Genomic DNA, 20,615 nt, shown 5'->3' on the forward strand with positions numbered 1-20,615 from the left:
GAGGTAGAGTATGCGTCGCTATCAACCACTTTTATTAATAGCATTTTTCTTTTTAGTGACAATTATTACTGGTATTACTTATTTATCGGGCTATGCTGGTAAAACAAATCCAGATAATGTAAAACATATTAATGTTTATACGACATTACCAATAGAACAAATCTCTTTATTAGCACAAGAATATGAAAAGAAACAAAGTGTACGCATAAATCTTGTACCTTTATCGGAACAAGATTTACTGGCACGTGTTAAAGTGAGAACGGCTGAATCTTATGCTGATGTTATTATTGCGAATCAAACGGTCTTGGAGCAAGCTAAAAAAAATAAGGTATTATTATCCTATACTTCTGAGCAGACTGATATTATACCTGAACGTTTTAAAGATGAAGAAAATTCTTGGACAGGTCTTTGGTATGATCCGATTGTTTTTGCTGTGAATCAAGATTTTATTGGGAATATACCTAAAGTACCTACTACGTGGAATGATCTTGTGCAAGATAATAAATTTCGTATATGTTTGACAGATTTCTTGGCAGCAGAAGCCTCTGCTAATTTGTTCTATACTTTAATCGCTATAAATGGAGAAACGCAAACCTTTACCTATTTAAAGAAAATCCATCCACAAATTATACAATATGCTAAATTTCTAGCAACCCCTGTGCGTATGGTTGGAATGGGTGAAGCTGATATTGCCATTGCTACACAAAGTGAAACTTTGCGTTATATTAATAATAAATTTCCTATTAAGTTGATTTATCCTGAAGATGGGACTGCTTTCATACTCACTGGAGTAGGACTGGTTTCAGGTACACAACATGAAAGCGATGCTAAACAATTTATTGATTGGTTACTGCAAGATACGGCTCAAAATGCATTAGCAACCAATAATTTTTATCTGGTGCCTACGAATCCTGAAACGCTTATTTATAAACAATATAGTACAAAAAAAATTAAACTGTTAGAAGATAAAGAGAATTTTACAACTGAACAGAAGAGTCAGTTGCTTGATAAATGGGTAAAAACAGTAAGATTCGCTTCTAAATAAAACAGATTCTAGGGGGAACGTTCATGTTAAAAGCCGGGTTTATAAGCCTGGGATGTGCTAAAAACCTTGTTGACACTGAAGTCATGTTAGGTCTATTGGCCGCCAATCATATTACCATTACTGAAAATCCAGAGGAAGCCGATATTTTAATTATTAATACATGTAGTTTTATAGAGTCAGCAAAAGAAGAGTCCATTTCAACGATTCTTCAAATGGCTGAGTATAAAAAACAAGGTAAATGTCGGTGTTTAATTGTCGCTGGCTGCCTTGGTCAACGTTATCAACAGGATTTACTAGATGAATTGCCTGAAGTTGATGCAATTGTTGGCACTGGAGCATGGCATCGTATTATTGAAGCAATTAATACGACCATCATTGATAAAAATCGTGCATTGTTGATTGACGAAACAAATACTCTTTATAATGAAAATATGCCACGTATTAATACAACACCTTTTTATAGTGCTTATGTTAAAATTGCAGAAGGCTGTAGTAATTGTTGTTCCTATTGTGTCATTCCAAAAGTTCGTGGGAAATTTCGCAGTCGTACGACTGAATCAATTGTTGCTGAAGTTAAAAATCTCGTTGCAAGTGGTGTAAAAGAGATTAATTTAATTGCTCAAGATACTACAAGCTATGGTCGTGATTTGTATGGTAAACCTCAATTAATTGAGCTTTTAAAAGAACTCGTTAAAATTGATGATCTTATGTGGGTGCGATTACTTTATTGCTATCCTAAATATTTCTCTAATGAACTGATTGAGTTGATTGCTACTGAGCCTAAAATTTGCAAATACATTGATTTACCTTTGCAACATGCTCATGATGATATTTTAAAGGCTATGCTTCGTCAAGATGGTCGCAGTGATATTGAAAAATTATTAGCGCGATTACGTTCTAATATTCCTGGCATAACGATTCGTACGTCTTTTATTGTTGGTTTTCCAGGAGAAACGGACGAACATTTTGAGAATTTACGACAATTTGTAATGGATCAGCGTTTTGAGAGAGTTGGGGTATTTACTTATTCTCAAGAAGAGGATACAATAGCAAATAATCTTCCTAATCAAATTTCTGAAGAAGTGAAACAAGAACGTTATCATAATCTAATGTCTTTGCAGTGCCAAATATCTGAGGAACTGAATCAAGAGTTAGAAGGGACAGTACTTGATATCTTAATTGAGCAAGGAAGTACGGAAGAAGATAATATTGTATCAGGTCGTTCATATCGAGAGGCACCTGATGTAGATGGACATATTTTTGTTGAAAATGCTATTGACTGTAAACCTGGAGATGTGGTGAAAGCAAAGATCGTTCAAGGGTTTACGTATGATGTTGTAGCTGTTAAATTAGCCGATTAATTTTATCCGACATAATGAGTATGGTTTTCTATAAGCCTTCTGAAAACATCGGATTGCCATTATGAGGTGATTGCTTTAGAAGTTTCAATTGCTTCTATTATATTGCTTTACTCATAATGGCATATAATATCTGTTTTCGGTGCATCTTTTTTGGGAGTGATTTTCAATGATAGTAGAAATAGTGACCACTGGTACTGAATTACTTTTAGGTCAAATCATAGATACTAATACACCTTTTTTATCACAACGATTAAATGAATTAGGTTTTGATGTTTTATATCACTCGACTGTAGGTGATAATAAGGTACGCATGACAGAAGTATTGACTCATGCATTGCATCGATCTGACCTCATCATAACATCAGGTGGATTAGGACCAACCCAAGGAGATATTACGAAAGAAGTAACAGCGACCCTTTTAAACCGCCCCTTACTATTAGATGATGATAGTGTAGAAAACATTAAAATGTTTTTTGCCAATCGACAGATACCTATGCCAGATAGTAATTTACGTCAAGGAATGATACCCGAAGGTGCTATCGTTATTAAAAATGAGCGCGGCACTGCTCCAGGAGTCATCATTGAGCATGATAGTAAAACAATCATTCATTTACCTGGTCCACCACATGAACTAGAATGGATGTTTGAACATGCCATAATTCCTTATCTGAAGCAACGATTTCCAATACAAGGAATCATTGTTTCAAAAATACTACATACATATGGTATTGGCGAATCAGCTCTCGAGGAAAAAATTAAAGATTTTATTATCTCCCAATCCAATCCGACAATTGCCTTGCTTGCAAAGCAAGGAGAGGTTATCATTCGCCTTACGGCAAAAAGTAATACAGTCATTGAAGCTGAGCAGTTAATTGCTAAGCTTGAGGAACAACTTCGGCAACGTATTGCCGACTACATTTGGGGTTTGGATAATGATACTATCGAAGCAAATATTGGCAAAATTTTAGCTGAAAAACAGTTAACTATTGCATTAGCCGAATCATGCACAGGTGGGCTGATTACCAGTCGCATTACGGATATCTCTGGTAGTTCTAATTACCTTATGGGCTCTATAGTTTGTTACACCAATGAAATTAAAAGCAATTTTGTTGATGTACCGCCACAAATTATTACTGACTATGGGGCTGTAAGCCATCAAACAGCATCACTTCTGGCTACTGGTATTCGCCAGAAATTTACTGCTACTCTTGGAATGGGAATTACCGGCATAGCTGGTCCAACTGGCGCTACTCCAACCAAAACTGTTGGAACGGTATATATTGCAATTGATGGCCCGAATGGTATACAGTGTAAAAAATACACATTTAATGGTCAACGCATTGACATTAAATATCGTATATCGCAAGCCGCTTTACATATGCTACGACAGTATACATTATCGTTATAATATAATAACTTAATAAAATTTAGGAGGCTATACACATTGAGTGAAACGAATTTATTTGGTACTATTCAATTAAGCAAAAAACTAATAACAGCTATTACGGAAATGGGTTTTGAGGAACCATCACCGATTCAAAGTCAGACAATTCCATTGGTACTTGAAGGACATGATGTAATTGGTCAAGCACAAACAGGGACAGGTAAAACAGCAGCTTTTGGTATACCGGCTATTGAGCGTATTACAGAAGGTCGCCAAATACAAGTTTTAGTTCTGACTCCTACCCGTGAACTTGCAATCCAAGTCGCTGAAGAATTAGCTAAAATCGGTAAATTTAAGCGCATTAAAACATTATCAATCTATGGTGGTCAACCAATTGATCGACAAATTAAAGCATTACACATGGGTGTACAAGTTGTTATCGGGACACCAGGTCGTCTACTCGACCATATTCGCCGCAGAACAATCAAACTTGATAGCGTTAAAATGCTGATTCTTGATGAAGCTGATGAAATGCTTGATATGGGCTTTGTTGATGATATTGAAACGATCATTCAACAAATTCCTGTGGAAGGAAGACAAACTTTATTATTTTCAGCGACTATGCCAGGTCCAATTGCTAACTTAGCTAAAAAATATATGAATAACCCTAAAATAATTGCAGTCAGCAGAGAACAACTTACTGTTCCTCTTATTGATCAATGTTATTATGAAACTCGGGAAAAATTAGAAGCATTATGCCGCGTACTTGATGTAGAAACAACGGGTAAAATTATCATCTTCTGTCGCACTAAACGGGGTGTAGATGATCTTGTAGCCTCACTACAAGCACGAGGTTATATGGCGGATGGTCTCCATGGCGACTTAAGTCAAGCGCAACGTGATCGCGTTATGAAAAAATTCCGTGATGGTAAGCTTGAAATACTAGTAGCGACTGATGTTGCTGCTCGTGGTCTTGATATTGATGACATTACCCATGTTATTAACTATGATATTCCTCAAGACAATGAGTCTTATGTTCACCGTATTGGCCGTACAGGACGTGCTGGTAGATCTGGTGTTGCTATTACCTTTATTAATCCACGGGAATATAGACAACTTAAGCTCATTGAAAAATTAACTCGTTCACGTATTGTACGTAAGCAATTACCATCAGCGGCTGATATCTTAGATCGTCAACGTGAAATGATTAAAAATCGTTTGTTACAAACTATTGAACAGGGCAATTTTAATGTCTACCAAGATATTATTGTAGACTTGGCAGCTGATTATGATCCAGTAGAAATTGCAGCAGCAGCTTTAAAACTTGCTCAAGAAGGTTTTAAAGAAAAATGTGTTGTCGAAGAAGAAAAACCTAACTTTGGTAATACTGGCGCGGCACCAGGTATGGTTCGTTTGTTTATTAATATTGGTAGAGCGCAAAAAATACGCCCTGAAGATATTTTGCGTACAATTGCTGAATCTGCTGATATTCCTGGCAACACTGTTGGGGTAATTAATATTTATGAAAAATTCACGTTTGTTGAAATCCCTGAAGATGTTGCGGAACGTGTTGTAGCAGCAATGCACAAAAATTCTATTAAAGGCTTTAAAATCAATGTTGAGCCTGCAAAAAGCAGATAATCTGCAAAATAAATAGTTAAGAAAAGACTTGGCTCAGCTAAGTCATCAGACGCAGGCAAAAGCCTTAGTCATTCTTGCTTGTAATAAGGAAAGTGATTTTCTTTCTTTATTCTGTATACAAAAAGAGGGCAGCATTGCCCTCTTTTTGTAATTAATCTTATAATCTTGTATAATTTGAAGAAATTTCCTAATAATGTAAGCAGAGCTATTGACATTACGAACAAATGTTTGTAAAATGAGATATATAAGGGAGATGATTAATCAGTGGAAAAATCACAAAAATCGGATAAAATGCAAGCACTGGATAGTGCCCTGCGCAAAATTGAAAAAGATTTCGGTAAAGGTTCAATTATGAAATTAGGCGAAGTGGCTGCTCGGATGAATGTAGAAATCATTCCAACAGGTGCATTACCCCTTGATATTGCTCTTGGTATTGGAGGTCTACCTCGGGGGAGAATCATCGAAGTCTATGGTCCTGAATCATCTGGTAAAACCACCGTATCTCTTCATATGATTGCTGAAGCTCAAAAAGCTGGTGGTCTTGCCGCTTTTATTGATGCTGAACATGCATTAGATCCTGTATATGCTAAGAACCTTGGTGTTGATATTGATAATTTACTGATTTCTCAACCTGATAATGGAGAACAAGCGTTAGAAATTGCTGAAGCCTTAGTACGGAGTAATGCAATTGATGTTATTGTTGTTGACTCAGTTGCAGCTTTAGTGCCCAAAGCTGAAATAGATGGTGAAATGGGTGATTCCCATGTTGGTTTGCATGCTAGATTGATGTCACAAGCGATGCGTAAATTAACCGGTATTATTAGCAAATCCCGAACAATTGTTGTTTTTATTAATCAAATCCGTGAAAAAGTAGGGGTTATGTTTGGTAATCCAGAAACAACAACTGGTGGACGAGCTTTAAAATTCTATGCATCAGTCAGATTAGAAGTGCGCAGAGGTGAAAGCCTTAAACAAGGAAATGACATTGTTGGTAATCGCACTAAAGTAAAAGTTGTTAAAAATAAAGTGGCTCCACCTTTTAAACAAGCTGAATTTGATATTATGTATGGAGAAGGAATTTCACATGAAGGTTGTCTTGTAGATATTGGTACGCTATTTGAAGTCATCAATAAAAGTGGTGCTTGGTATTCCTATCAGGACATTCGTCTTGGACAAGGCCGGGAAAATGTTAAAGAATTCTTTAAACAAAATCCTGATGTTGCTAATGAGATTGACAAAAAAATTAGAGAATTATTAGTTGCGACAACAGCTCCAGTACCAACAATCGATGCGGCTGACGACTTTGCCATTGAATAATCAAAAAGATGCTTGGCAGGCAGCACTTTATATACTCGCTCGCCGTTCTCATAGTGAATATGAATTACGTCAAAAATTGTATCATAAAGACTATACAATTGATGAAGTTGACAAGGCTGTTTTTCGTTTATTAGAATATGGATATTTAAATGATGCTGATTTTGCTAATCAGTTATTTATGAAATATTCTAAGATGGGTAAATATAGCTTATATACTATTATTTCAAAACTAAAGCAACATGGTGTGCCAGATAGCATCATTCAAACTGTAAAAAATAGTCATGATTCGGAAGAAGAATGGCAAGCAGCTTTGAAACTTGTTAAAAAGCGTTTTAAATCATGGGATGAGACCAATAAAGAAAAAATCTATCGTTTTTTGGCAACGAGAGGTTTTTCAACAACTGTTATTCATAAAGTTGTTGAAAAGATGAATGACTTTGAAATCTAATAAACATAATTAAGACTTGGCTTTTGCCAAGTCTTAATTATGTTTATTGGGTAATATTAGAAAATATAAGGCTATCTATGTAAAAATTGGATTTTATTAGATGTTATAATGATAGACATAAAGTGATAACTTGACACTACTTTGAAAAACATTTACAATTGAATTAGCCAATTGTATAATTAATTAGTAAAACTTTCTAAGAAAATCAATTACTGTAGGGGGTAATTGCAAAAACCTTTTAGAAGCTGAGTCATAATACTGAGCTTTACCCTTAGCATTTAACTAATTTGAAGGAGGTGTAATGATTATATTTGAAATTATTGTAACCGCTATCACTGTCGCTATCGTGAGTTCTGGAGTAGGTTATTGGTTACGTAAAAAAACTGCTGAAGCACAAATAATCTCAGCGGAAGAAGCTGCGAAAAAAATAATAGTCGAAGCAGAACGTTCAAGTGAATCCAAGAAAAAAGAAGCACTCGTTGAGGCGAAAGAGGAGATTCACAAACTCAGAAGTGAATTAGAACGTGAAATTAAAGAACGTCGTTCTGAGCTCCAGCGTTTAGAACGTCGATTGATGCAAAAAGAAGAAAATCTTGACAGGAAAGTGGACTCCCTTGAAAAGAAAGAGGAGATTCTCAGTCGCAAAGAGACTGAAGTAGATAAAAGTCAAGAAAAAATCAATGATTTGTATGTCAAGCAACTTGCTGAGCTAGAAAGGTTATCCGGATTAACATCGGAAGAAGCTCGAAATTTATTACTTGATAATGCTCGTGAGGAAATTAAACATGAAACAGCAATCATGATTAAAGAACTTGAGCAACAAGCTAAAGAGGAAGCTGATAAAAAAGCGCGTAACATTATTTCTTTAGCCATTCAGCGTTGTGCTGCAGATCATGTTGCTGAAACGACTGTTTCAGTCGTAGCACTACCTAATGATGAAATGAAAGGTCGTATTATCGGACGCGAAGGACGTAATATTAGAACCTTGGAAACACTAACTGGTATTGATCTTATTATTGATGATACTCCTGAAGCTGTTATACTGTCTGGTTTTGACCCTGTTCGTCGAGAAGTCGCTAGAATAGCGTTAGAAAAACTCATTGCTGATGGTCGAATTCATCCGGCTCGTATTGAAGAAATGGTTGAAAAGGCCCAAAAAGAAGTCGAACAACGGATTAAAGAAGCTGGTGAACAAGCTACTTTTGAAACTGGAGTACATGGACTTCATCCTGAGATAATTAAACTTCTTGGTCGTCTAAAATATCGCACTAGCTATGGACAAAATGTTCTTAAGCATTCGATTGAAGTGTCACATTTGGCAGGTGTTATGGCCGCTGAACTTGGTGTTGATGTCATGCTTGCAAAACGAGCTGGTCTTTTGCATGACCTCGGTAAAGCCGTTAACCATGAAATGGAAGGCTCTCATGTTGAATTAGGCATGAGCTTAGCCAAAAAATATCGTGAATCACCTGAAGTCGTTAATGCGATTGGTGCTCATCATGGGGATGAAGAGCCAACAACAGTACAAGCAGTATTAGTTGCTGCTGCTGATGCCATCTCTGCAGCCCGCCCTGGTGCTCGTCGTGAAAGTCTTGAAAGCTATTTGAAACGCTTAACCCGACTAGAAGAAATAGCAGAGTCTTTTGAGGGTGTAGAGAAATCTTTTGCAATTCAAGCTGGGCGAGAAATTCGCATTATGGTCAAACCAGATAAAATAGATGACTTGCAATCTGTTCGTCTATCAAGGGACATTGTCAAGAAAATTGAAAGTGAACTTGAGTATCCAGGACAAATTAAAGTAACTGTTATTCGTGAAACACGTTCTGTGGATTATGCTAAATAAACAGTAAGATTAAAATGACCTTCTGAGGACTTGGCACATGCCAAGTCCTTTCTGATGGAATCAGAAGATATAAGGATTTTTGATTCCAAGTAAAGGTAAAATGGGGCTTGGCGTAAGCCAAGTTTTCTTTATATTATGAATGGATGGTGATGTTTTTGCCTAATCTTGAATTAAATAATGAACAAATTTCTGATGGTGTTAATTTACTAATATCCATTCTAGTGCGTTATCCTGAGATCGGTACGATTAAATTTGATCCACAAAAAAAATGTCTAAATTTTAAATTTATGTTGTCGACGATACCACCTGAATTTGAATTTTCTACAATTAAGAATTTGCTAACTAGTAGCATTAGTGCATATAATATGCTAGAGGGTTTTCCGCTGAAAATATCAGAGATACAATTAGATACATATTCTGAAGTTGCTATGTTAACCATTATTCGAGATGTGTATACTCTATCTAAAAGTGAACTTACTTTAATGATTACTTTATTGCGCGAAAACTTTAAAAAATATTTAATTATTGATGGTAGTGATTCTCCTTTCGAAGAAGATTTATTGATGCAAGAAGAAGTGATTGAAGATATGTTGGCAAATATAAAAGCACATCATCATTTGCATGCATTAATTGGTATTCGCGAAAATGGCCGAGTATTGGTATTTAATAAATAAAACTTGTATAAGTCAAGTCTTTATTATCGTGGAGGATGGATTAAATGAACATCATGATGATTGGTGATATTTGTGGTCGCCCTGGCCGGAATACAGCCGCCCATTATATTCCGATTCTAAAGCAGGAATATAATTTAGATTTAATTATTGCAAATGGTGAAAATTCAGCTGGTGGAGTCGGTATTACAGGAAAAGTATTGGAAGAATTGCTAACTATGGGGATTGATATTATTACAACAGGTAATCATGTCTGGGATAAGAAAGAAATCTTCAATTTTATTGATGAGGAGAATTCTTTAATTCGTCCTGCTAATTATCCACTGGATACACCAGGTAAGGGCTATTATATAAGGTCAATCAAAAATCGTAAGGTTGCTGTGATTAATCTTTTAGGGCGTGTCTTTATGCCACCCGTTGACTGTCCTTTTCGCGCTGTGAATCAAATTCTTACGGAGATTAAAGATTTATGTGAAATTATTATCATAGACTTTCATGCAGAAGCTACTTCTGAAAAAGCAGCTCTAGGATGGTATCTTGATGGAAAAGTGTCATGTGTGGCAGGTACCCATACCCATATTCAAACTGCAGATGAACGCATTTTACCACAAGGAACTGCCTATATTTCTGATCTTGGTATGGTTGGCCCTTATAATTCTATTTTGGGAGTGGATAGGGAACCTGTTATTCAAAAATTTTTAACAGGATTACCAACTAAATTTAATGTCTCAATGGATGATCATACTCTATTTTGTGGGATCGTTCTCCAAATTGATGATCATTCAAATAAAGTTTCTCAGATCATACGAATACAACGACAACTAAAAAATTGAATTTTTTAATAAATTGATTTTTTTCTCAACATAAAAAAAGGAATTTTTTGGGTGGATAACGAATACTGATATCATAAGGACTTTATTAGTTGCTTTTCTAAATTAAAGGAGGGTATTCGAAAAAATGGAAGTCTTAAAAGTATCAGCAAAATCCAATCCTAATTCTGTAGCAGGTGCTTTGGCTGGAGTGCTAAGAGAACGTGGCGGTGCTGAAATGCAAGCCATTGGGGCAGGGGCGCTCAACCAAGCAGTAAAAGCAGTAGCGATTGCAAGAGGATTTGTAGCACCACATGGTGTGGACCTTATTTGCATCCCTGCCTTTACAGATATTTTAATTGATGGTGAAGAACGGACAGCCATGAAATTGATCGTCCAGCCACGTTAAATAAATAAAACCTGTTCATCTTGAACAGGTTTTATTTATTTCATTTTATGATACACTAATATAAGAATAGAGTTATAAAATAAGGAGTTAAGTTATGAAAATAAAAGTACTGACTACCTCGATTACAGAAACCCCATGTGATATCTTACTGATTCATCTCTTAGAAGGCGCTATAACACTGAGTGAGGAGGCAACTGTTATTGATCAGGCCCTATCAGATCATCTTAGCACACTCATTTCACAGCAACCTCATTGCTCTAACTATGGTGAAGTGACGATCATTCATACATGGGGTGCTATTTCTGCAAAACGTGTCATGCTAATTGGTATGGGGAAAGAATCAGAGCTTACTCTTGATAAAATTCGGGCTTTATCAGGTAGTGCAATGCGCGCAGCACAGAAACTTCGTGCTAAATCTGTAGCGACGATGATGCCTGTTTTAGATGGTAAGCAATACGATGTACAAACAATTGCACAAGGGATGATAGAAGGTGCACTTTTAGGCACGTATCAATTTAACTATTATAAAACAACAGCACCAACTTCTGATGTAATTCAAGAATTATTCATTATCGAAAATAATATAGAAAAAGCCTCCATAATCAGCCAAAGTGTTGAAGAAGGAAAAATCATTGGCGAAAGTGTTAATGTAGCTCGTGATTTAGTCAATCACCCCTCAAAATATATGACACCCACTCAGCTTACCTTAGAGGCACAAAAAATTGCTAAGCAACATCATTTAGAAATTAATATTTTAGAAAAAGAAGATATGGAAAACGAACAAATGCATGCCCTGTTAGCCGTTGCCCAAGGGAGCGCGCAAGCGCCTAAAATGATTGTGCTCAAATATATTGGTGATAAAGATAATCATCAGATGACAGCATTTGTAGGTAAAGGCGTAACTTTTGATAGTGGTGGTATCTCTATTAAGCCAAGTTTAAACATGGGTGAGATGAAAGGTGATATGGCAGGTGGTGCTACAGTTCTTGGAACTATGCTTGCCATTGGGCAGTTAAAACCTAAAGTCAATATTCTCGCCATTATACCTTGTACAGAAAATATGCCTTCAGGTCATGCTTATAAACCAGGTGACGTCATTTCTTCTATGAATGGTAAAACAATTGAAATCATTACGACTGATGCCGAAGGGCGATTGATTCTTGCCGATGCAATAACCTATGCGCAAAAGCTAGGCGCTACTCAAATCGTTGATGTAGCAACTTTAACAGGTGCATGTGTGATCGCCTTAGGAAATGTAGCTTCGGGTTTAATCACAAATCATGCAGCTTTTTGTAAGGAAGTTTCACATGCTGCGAAGCAGACAGGGGAGAAAATGTGGGAATTGCCCAACTTTGATGAATACAAAGAGCAAATCAAGAGTGATATCGCGGATCTTAAAAATTCTGGTGGTCGCATGGCCGGAGCTATTACAGCAGGCTTATTTATTGAGGCATTTGTCAATGAGATCCCTTGGGTCCATATTGATATCGCAGGTACTTCTGATGGTGATAAGGAGAGCGGCTATATTGTCAAAGGTGGCACTGGAGTTGGTGTTCGTACATTGATACAATTAGCCCAAAATATGAGTGCATGTTAACAGCTGATCTACATATTCATACGACAGCCTCAGATGGACGACTTTCACCAACAGATATTGTGAAAGAAGCCATACGAGCAAAATTATCTTATATTGCAATTACAGATCATGATACCGTAGATGGTTTGCTGCAGCTTAACGAAATGACTCAATCAATACCTGATAGTCTAAAGATCATTCCCGGCATTGAATTAAGCACAGATTTACCCGAAAATGAGGTTCATATTCTTGGATACCATATTGACATCCATCATCCTGAACTGCGCAACCAATTAAATATTTTAATTAACCATCGACATGAACGGGCTAAACAAATGATTGATAAACTAAATCAATTAGGCTACTCGATTACATATGAGCGAGTCGTAGAACTTGCAGTCTATGCCACTGCAATCGGACGACCGCACGTTGCTAAAGCATTAGTAGAAAAGAAATTTTTTTCCACGATCTCAGATGTTTTTACAACACTTCTTAGTAAGGATGGCCCAGCCTATGTCCCCCACTATAAGCTAACACCAAAACAAGTCATTGATCTTATAAAAAAAGCTGGTGGTGTTCCTGTATTAGCCCACCCTGGCTTAGTTGGTAGTGATGATATTGTTTTAGATGTTATTCATTCAGGCATTTGTGGACTGGAAGTCTATCATCCCACTCATGATGAGAGGCAAATACAAAAATATCATGAAATGGCTAAGCAATATCATCTTAAAATAACAGGTGGATCAGACTTTCATGCGATCCCAGCTCGGTTTCCAAAGCAATTAGGTATTTTTACCGTTCCTGCTGACTTAGCTTGTGAATTACAAAAACCTTCAACACATGAATGTTCGTAAATCATCATATACTTTAAAGAAGACTTGATTCAAGTAGAATCATCATTTTACTTGAATCTAAGTCCTTATGACCCTATGAGTCAATGATTTCAGGAGGATGAGTAATGGATGAGAACATCAACCTGATTGAAGGGTTACGTGCACATATTAGAGAGTTAGAAGAAAAAATAGTCGCTCTTCGTATGAGCCGCCGTGTGTTAATGAATTTACTCGATTGTTTAGAAAATGAAATACACAAAGAATTACTCCAAGTCGAAAATCAGAATCGAAAATTACAAAAAAGCAATTGTCATTATGCGCGAACCATCAGGCAGCAAAATTCACTGATTGCCAAATTAGAAGAGAAAATTAGACTATTTTCCAATTTAACTTGACAACACCTGTAAAGGTGTTTATTTTTATTTATGAGCCCTTATTACAGTTAGATAGAAAGCGGGAGGTTAGCTAATGGATGTGATCGCATTAGTGGGGTCAAGCGGAACAGGAAAAAGTCATCGTGCACTCGTTGTGGCACATGAATATAATATTGATACAATTATAGATGATGGTCTACTCATAAAAAATAGTAAAATAATTGCTGGTCGTTCAGCTAAAAGTGAATCCAGTAAAATAATGGCTGTCAAAAGAGCTATCTTTATGGAAGAAACTCATGCGCAAGAAGTTAGGGAAACAATCGCTCGCGTACAACCAAATCGTATTTTAGTTTTGGGAACTTCAATTAATATGATTGAAAAAATTCTCCACGTATTAGGATTGCCTAAACAGAGCAAAGTGATTATGATTGAAGATATTGCGACTCCAGCCGAAATCGAAAAAGCTCGCGAGAGTCGGTTAAAAGAAGGTAAACATGTCATTCCGGTACCAACCATTGAATTAAAACCACACTTTTCTGGTTATCTAGTTGACCCACTCGAAATCTTTTTTAAGAAACCTAAATCTCGTCGACGTAAAATTGGCGAAAAATCCATTGTACGTCCAATTTTTAGTTATTATGGTAAATTACTGATTTCTGATGCTGCCATTGCCAAAATTGTTGATTATGTTGCGACTAGCGATCCTAAAATTCCTCGCGCTAATCAAATTAATGTGAAAAATTCATATGATGATGAAAAGGGAATCTCCATTCAGTTAGACATTACGGCTAAATATGGAACACCTTTATGGGATATTGCATATGAGGCGCAAGGACGTATTAAAAGCATGGTGGAACATATGACAGGTTTGATGGTCAAAGAGGTCAACATCACTGTTAAACGACTTAGTATGGAGTAAACCATTTATATTTCTTCTGAATGTAGCGATGAATCCTATCATTAAGAGCGTTACTATCTAGAGCAGAGTGTGATTAAAGGTTCTTATTTGATAAACATACTCATTTAGGCTATAATACTTAGGATATAAGGTATCTTTAAATTATTTTCTTTCAGATACCGAATAAAGAAATTTTGCAGGAGTTGAATATATATCTATGTTAGATTCAAAATATTTTACCATTGTTACCTACGGTTGCCAAATGAATCAACACGATTCGGAACGACTTGCTGGCCAGCTTAAAAGTATTGGCTATGAATATACAGAGTCATTAAGTGAAGCTAATTTTGTGTTAGTCAATACTTGTTGTGTACGTGAAAGTGCTGAAAAGAAGATCTATGGGAAAATTGGAGAATTAAAAACACTCAAAGCCAGTAATCCAAATTTGATTATTGGTATTACGGGTTGTATGGCACAAAAAGATCGAGAAAAGCTATTTGTAAAAGCGCCTCATATCGACCTAGTACTAGGTACCCATAATGTACATCAATTAGTAGAGCTAGTAAAAGAATTCGAACAAACGAAAAACCATGTATTAGCCGTATGGGACCAAGCCGAGCGCTTAGCTCCTGATGTGCCAACTATTCGGAAAGGAAATATCTCAGCTTGGGTACCGATCATGTATGGTTGTAACAATTTTTGTACCTACTGCATCGTTCCTTATGTACGGGGCAGAGAACGCAGCCGCCCCATTGAAGATATCGTGAAAGAAGTTCATCAATTAGGTCTTGAAGGTTTTAAAGAAATTACCCTCCTTGGGCAAAACGTTAATTCCTATGGCAAAGATACGGATGAATATGGTGACTTCGCTGATCTTCTCCAAGCGGTAGACCAAGTAGAGACCATTGAACGCATCCGTTACATGACCTCACACCCTCGTGATATGAATGAAAAAGCCATTGAGGTCATTGCCAATAGTAAAAAAATCTGTGAATGTTTCCATTTACCTGTTCAATCAGGTAGTGATACCATCCTAAAAGCAATGAATAGGGGGTATACTACGGACTATTACCGTGAACTCGTGGCAAAAATTCGTAAGGTTATGCCTCATGCTAGCCTTACCACAGATATTATTGTCGGTTTCCCTGGGGAAACTGATGAGTTATTCAAAGAAACACTAGAGTTTATGAAAGAAATTAAATTTGACTCGGCATATACCTTCTTATATTCCAAACGTTCAGGAACGCCGGCAGCTACTATGGCTGATCAAGTCCCGCCCCAAGTGAAACAAGAACGATTACAGCAATTAATGGATGCACAAAATGAAATTAGTTTAGCCATTAATAAAACCCTCACAGGAGAAACGGTAACGGTGATGGTAGAAGGGCCTAGCAAAAACGACGAAAATCGTCTCATGGGTCGTACAGGGGCCAATAAAATTATTTTATGGGATAAACAAGGCACTGAAAAAATCGGTGAACTTGCGAAAGTAAAAATTACGACTGCACAAACCTGGATATTAAAAGGTCAGCTTACAACTTGATTGTAGACAAGGAGAATGGAGTTATGACAGTACGCTATACTCCCATGATGGAACAATATCTTGACATTAAAAGTAAACATACTAATGAAATTTTGTTTTTCCGTATGGGTGATTTTTATGAAATGTTTTTTACCGATGCAGAACTTGCATCTCGAGAACTAGAAATTACTCTTACGGCTCGTGATGGCGGTCAAAGTAAAAAAGTACCTATGTGTGGTATTCCTTACCATTCAGCGGAAAATTATATTGCCCGCTTGATTAATAAAGGCTACAAAGTGGCTATCTGCGAACAAGTGGAAGATCCTAAACAAGCGAAAGGGCTTGTACGCCGGGAAGTTGTTAAAATCATTACCCCGGGCACGATTATCTCAGAGAATTTATTACCAGGAAATAACAATAATTTTCTCGTAGCTCTCTATGAAGAAGATGAAGAACTCATTCTCGCTGCGACTGATATTTCAACAGGGGAATGTCTCTGGGCACTTTTTTCTGGTGCCCAGCGCTTAACGGCACTTTATGATCAACTCTTTCGCCTCATGCCCACAGAATTAGTTTTTTCAAGTCCGATTAGTAATATGGATAAACTGAATGCCTTTATCAGCAATCGTATTCCTCATTGTACTCATACTACTTTAACAATTGATGACTTAAAATATGCTAATGAGTTACCAAGTCAACATTTTAGTCGTGAAGAGTTACCAGAACATGACGTAGCCTTAACAGGAATTAGTTATCTACTCTATTATCTTCACCAAACTGTTAAAACCGATTTATCTCATATTAACCGTCTCATCAAATACAATTCCTCCGAATACCTGGTTGTTGACTCCACAACCATGCGTAATTTAGAAGTGACACGTAATGTGCGAGATGGTGGAAAAAAAGATACCTTGCTATCCGTTCTTGATTATACCAAAACCGCCATGGGGGCACGTTTGCTTAAAAAATGGCTAGAATATCCTTTGCTCAGTACAAATACGATTGTGCAGCGTCAAGATGCCATTGCAGAGCTGTTAGAAAAGCCTGCATTACGGCAAAATATTCACGATACTCTTGGAAGTGTTTATGATCTTGAACGTATTTTGACTCGTATTGAAGTTGCGACAGCCAATGCGCGAGATTTAGTTGCATTAAAATCATCTCTCACCGTACTGCCTGTCATCAAAACATCCCTACAAAATGCAACAACTAAATTTTTAAGTGATATTGATAAGAACCTACAGACGCATACTGATATGGTCGGTTTGATTGATGCTGCCATTATTGATAACCCTCCTTTTTCAGTTCGCGAAGGGGGATTGATCAAACCTGGTTATAATTTAGAACTTGATGAGCTACATGCTCTATCAAGAGATAGTAAACAATTTGTACAAGATATTGAAACGAGAGAACGAGAAGCGACTGGCATCAAATCTCTTAAAGTAGGCTATAATCGAGTCTTTGGTTATTATATTGAGATCACTCATTCTCATACCTCTTCCGCGCCACCTACCTATATTCGTAAACAAACTCTCAGTAATGCAGAACGGTATATAACCCCTGAATTAAAAGATTTTGAAAGTAAAATTTTAGGCGCACAAGAAAAAATTGTGATCATTGAATATCATATCTTTTCGTCGATTCGCGATCACATTAAAACCCATATGAAAGAAATCCAACAAACAGCAAGGCAACTGGCTCAGCTTGATGCCTTGATTAGTTTAAGTGAAGTGGCTTTTCGTCATAACTATACACGGCCTCAAATCACTCAAACCCAGGAGATCACCATTAAAGATGGGCGACATCCTATTGTAGAAAGACTTCTTCATCAACAGCTATTTGTGCCAAATGATACTGAACTCAATCATCACAGTAATGAAATTATTGTCATTACTGGTCCTAATATGGCAGGTAAATCAACGTATATGCGCCAAGTGGCTCTCTTAGTCCTCATGGCCCAAATCGGCAGTTTTATTCCTGCTCGCTCAGCGATCATCAGTCCTGTGGACCGGATTTTTACAAGAGTCGGTGCGAGTGATGACTTATCCACAGGGCAAAGTACCTTTATGGTGGAAATGAATGAAGTCGCACAGATTTTAAAACATGCTACTAAAAATAGCCTGATTATTTTAGATGAGATAGGGCGGGGTACGAGTACTTTTGATGGTATGAGTATTGCCAGGGCTGTCATTGAGTATATTAAAGAACGAATTAAGGCTAAAACACTTCTTGCTACTCATTATCATGAACTCACTGAACTGGCTGATCATAGTAAAACAATTAAAAACTATTCTGTGGCTGTCAAAGAGCGAGGAAATGATGTGGTATTTCTTCGGCGCATTATTCCAGGCGGTGCTGATAAAAGCTATGGTATCCATGTAGCTCAGTTAGCTGGTTTGCCGAAAAAAGCAATTGAACGAGCCCAAGAACTCTTATTAGAACTTGAACAAAAGCATCCCCAACCTCAATCTGTTGTAGATAAAGTTACGGAGGTAGTGGTTGAAGCTGCGCCAGAACCTATGTCCTCTTTATTTACTTCCTCTCTTGCTGATGAAGTATTAGCACTTGATATTATGACAATTACTCCCTTAGAAGCCCTGAATATTTTATATAATCTGCAAAAACAGGCAAAACAGGAGTCTGGTCAATTATGAATATCATCCATGTATTAGATGAAAATACAGCCAATAAAATTGCTGCTGGTGAGGTGGTCGAGCGCCCCTCATCCATTGTAAAAGAATTAGTTGAGAATTCCATTGATGCCCAAAGCCAACATATTGAAATTGAAATTTCTGATGGTGGCATTAGTTTTATTCGCATCACAGATGACGGAAGCGGTATGAGTCCTGCAGATGCCCAGCTGTCCATTCTGCGCCATGCGACAAGTAAAATTCGCTTAGCTGAAGATCTATCGACCATTCATTCCCTAGGTTTTCGCGGGGAAGCATTGCCCAGCATTGCCGCTGTATCCAAATTTTCCTTAACGACACGTCGGCATGACAATGAATCACTTGCTACCTATGTGGAAGTTGCTGGGGGAATCACGGCAGATATTCGGGAAGCCGGGGGGAATGTAGGAACAACAATTGTTGTAAAAGATCTCTTTTTTAATACCCCCGCCCGGAAAAAATTCTTGAAAACAGCTGCGACTGAAGCATCTCATATTCATGATATTATTATTAAATTAGCCTTATCTTATCCAAATATTGCATTTAAACTCATCAATAATAATCGTTTAGTGTTATCTACACCTGGAAATAATGAATTGCAAGATACTTTGACAAGTCTTTATGGACAGAAAATTGCACCTGACATTTTGCCCATCTATTTTGAAAATACGGCAGACTGCATTCAGATTTCTGGATACTTAGGTAAGCCGACACTTCTAAAAAGTAATCGGCAATGGCAGACCTTTATCGTAAATTCAAGGGTTATTAATAGTCGTTCTATTGCCAAGGCCTTAGATAATGCTTATCACTCTTTATTGCCCAAAAGTGGCTATCCCTTAGCCGTTTTGAATATTACGGTTAGTACCGATACGATTGATGTAAATGTTCATCCGCAAAAAAGTGAGATCAAATTTAGTGAAGAACAGAAAATTTTTAGAGCCGTCTACAAAGCTGTGACCGATGTGTTATCGGCAGCTCATACTCCGACCCAACTGGCTGCAACGGCTCAGCTTAAAACTTTTAATACGTATCACTATACTCCTGATGTACCAAGCTATCATTCAAGCCCTAAACGGCAAGAAATTCAATATCCTACCACTCCTATGCCTACGACAATTGCATGGCAAGAAGACCCATTACCGCTCACTACAGCTCGGATTACTATGGAACATGACTCTATGATGTTTCAAAATCCGTCACCTGTCGTTGAGATGCTGCCTAATCAGCAGACTGAAGAACAATTTACTCTACAGCCTTTAGGACAAGTTGATGACTGCTATATTATCAGTAGAGGTCATGATGGGTTATATATTATTGACCAACATGCCGCTCATGAACGCATTCTCTATGATAAAATGAGCCAGCATGCCGATCGAATTCCATCCCAGCAGTTATTAGTTCCTTTATTTATGGACTGTGATGCAACAGAAATCACGATTATCGTTGATTATCAAGAAACTTTTTATAAATTGGGTTTTAGTTTAGATTTGGTTGGACCGAGTACGATGCGCATTTCAGAATTGCCGAGTGATATCCCCTTATCGGAAGCGGAAAACTCTATACGACAAATATTAGAATTTATTCAAAACATGCATAATCCTACAGCACAAGAACTTCGTCATAATTGTCTGCAAATAGCCTCTTGCCGCGCTGCAATTAAAGCTGGTGAGGTACTCAATATGAGACAAATGCAAGCTCTTATCAGTGAATTATGTAATACGAAACTACCTTATACTTGCCCTCATGGACGACCAGCGATGATACGTTTTAGTCCTCATGATCTCGATAAAATGTTTAAACGTACATGATGGTAAC

Annotated in this window: 17 protein-coding genes; all 17 read left to right on the top strand. The window is 37.2% G+C overall.

Annotated elements, in window-relative coordinates; translation table 11 throughout:
* The first annotated feature begins 10 nt into the window (after window positions 1–10).
* Window positions 11–1,045: an ABC transporter substrate-binding protein gene (locus ACAN52_RS03815; protein WP_378952475.1), complete on the top strand. Its 1,035-nt coding sequence runs from the start codon at window positions 11–13 to the stop codon at window positions 1,043–1,045.
* Between the two features lie 23 nt (window positions 1,046–1,068).
* Window positions 1,069–2,406, top strand: a complete 1,338-nt coding sequence (rimO, locus tag ACAN52_RS03820; protein ID WP_378952478.1) for a 30S ribosomal protein S12 methylthiotransferase RimO — start codon at window positions 1,069–1,071, stop codon at window positions 2,404–2,406.
* Window positions 2,407–2,572: 166 nt separating this feature from the next.
* Window positions 2,573–3,814, top strand: coding sequence for a competence/damage-inducible protein A (locus tag ACAN52_RS03825; RefSeq protein WP_378952481.1), 1,242 nt, complete (start codon window positions 2,573–2,575; stop codon window positions 3,812–3,814).
* 36 nt (window positions 3,815–3,850) lie between these two features.
* The gene (locus ACAN52_RS03830) at window positions 3,851–5,431 is read left to right on the top strand and encodes a DEAD/DEAH box helicase (RefSeq protein WP_378952484.1); all 1,581 of its coding nucleotides are present in this window, start codon (window positions 3,851–3,853) and stop codon (window positions 5,429–5,431) included.
* A gap of 264 nt (window positions 5,432–5,695) precedes the next feature.
* On the top strand, window positions 5,696–6,748 hold the full coding sequence (recA, locus tag ACAN52_RS03835) for a recombinase RecA (RefSeq protein WP_378952487.1): 1,053 nt from the start codon (window positions 5,696–5,698) through the stop codon (window positions 6,746–6,748).
* A complete protein-coding gene (locus ACAN52_RS03840; protein WP_378952490.1) occupies window positions 6,735–7,196 on the top strand; it encodes a regulatory protein RecX in 462 nt (153 codons plus the stop codon). The genes recA and ACAN52_RS03840 overlap by 14 nt, the downstream gene beginning before the upstream one ends.
* A gap of 301 nt (window positions 7,197–7,497) precedes the next feature.
* Complete coding sequence (gene rny, locus ACAN52_RS03845; RefSeq protein ID WP_378952493.1) at window positions 7,498–9,039, top strand: ribonuclease Y; 1,542 nt, start codon at window positions 7,498–7,500, stop codon at window positions 9,037–9,039.
* A 149-nt stretch (window positions 9,040–9,188) separates the two neighbouring features.
* Window positions 9,189–9,713, top strand: coding sequence for a hypothetical protein (locus ACAN52_RS03850; RefSeq protein WP_378952496.1), 525 nt, complete (start codon window positions 9,189–9,191; stop codon window positions 9,711–9,713).
* Window positions 9,714–9,757: 44 nt separating this feature from the next.
* Window positions 9,758–10,543 carry a TIGR00282 family metallophosphoesterase gene (locus ACAN52_RS03855; RefSeq protein WP_378952499.1) on the top strand — a complete coding sequence of 262 codons (786 nt, stop codon included), beginning with the start codon at window positions 9,758–9,760 and terminating at the stop codon, window positions 10,541–10,543.
* 124 nt (window positions 10,544–10,667) lie between these two features.
* Complete coding sequence (locus tag ACAN52_RS03860) at window positions 10,668–10,928, top strand: stage V sporulation protein S (protein ID WP_007934279.1); 261 nt, start codon at window positions 10,668–10,670, stop codon at window positions 10,926–10,928.
* 94 nt (window positions 10,929–11,022) lie between these two features.
* Window positions 11,023–12,525, top strand: coding sequence for a leucyl aminopeptidase (locus tag ACAN52_RS03865; RefSeq protein ID WP_378952504.1), 1,503 nt, complete (start codon window positions 11,023–11,025; stop codon window positions 12,523–12,525).
* A complete protein-coding gene (locus ACAN52_RS03870) occupies window positions 12,519–13,358 on the top strand; it encodes a PHP domain-containing protein (protein ID WP_378952507.1) in 840 nt (279 codons plus the stop codon). Before ACAN52_RS03865 ends, ACAN52_RS03870 begins: the two co-directional genes overlap by 7 nt.
* Window positions 13,359–13,462: 104 nt before the next feature.
* Window positions 13,463–13,732, top strand: a complete 270-nt coding sequence (locus tag ACAN52_RS03875) for a translation initiation factor 2 (protein ID WP_378952510.1) — start codon at window positions 13,463–13,465, stop codon at window positions 13,730–13,732.
* A gap of 73 nt (window positions 13,733–13,805) precedes the next feature.
* Window positions 13,806–14,630 carry an Asp23/Gls24 family envelope stress response protein gene (locus tag ACAN52_RS03880; protein ID WP_378952513.1) on the top strand — a complete coding sequence of 275 codons (825 nt, stop codon included), beginning with the start codon at window positions 13,806–13,808 and terminating at the stop codon, window positions 14,628–14,630.
* 196 nt (window positions 14,631–14,826) lie between these two features.
* Window positions 14,827–16,152: a tRNA (N6-isopentenyl adenosine(37)-C2)-methylthiotransferase MiaB gene (miaB, locus tag ACAN52_RS03885; RefSeq protein WP_378952516.1), complete on the top strand. Its 1,326-nt coding sequence runs from the start codon at window positions 14,827–14,829 to the stop codon at window positions 16,150–16,152.
* A gap of 23 nt (window positions 16,153–16,175) precedes the next feature.
* Complete coding sequence (gene mutS, locus ACAN52_RS03890; protein WP_378952519.1) at window positions 16,176–18,785, top strand: DNA mismatch repair protein MutS; 2,610 nt, start codon at window positions 16,176–16,178, stop codon at window positions 18,783–18,785.
* Complete coding sequence (gene mutL, locus ACAN52_RS03895) at window positions 18,782–20,608, top strand: DNA mismatch repair endonuclease MutL (protein ID WP_378952522.1); 1,827 nt, start codon at window positions 18,782–18,784, stop codon at window positions 20,606–20,608. The genes mutS and mutL overlap by 4 nt, the downstream gene beginning before the upstream one ends.
* Window positions 20,609–20,615 lie beyond the last annotated feature (7 nt).

This window comes from Pelosinus sp. sgz500959, assembly GCF_042610375.1.
GTDB lineage: Bacteria > Bacillota > Negativicutes > DSM-13327 > DSM-13327 > CTSoil-075.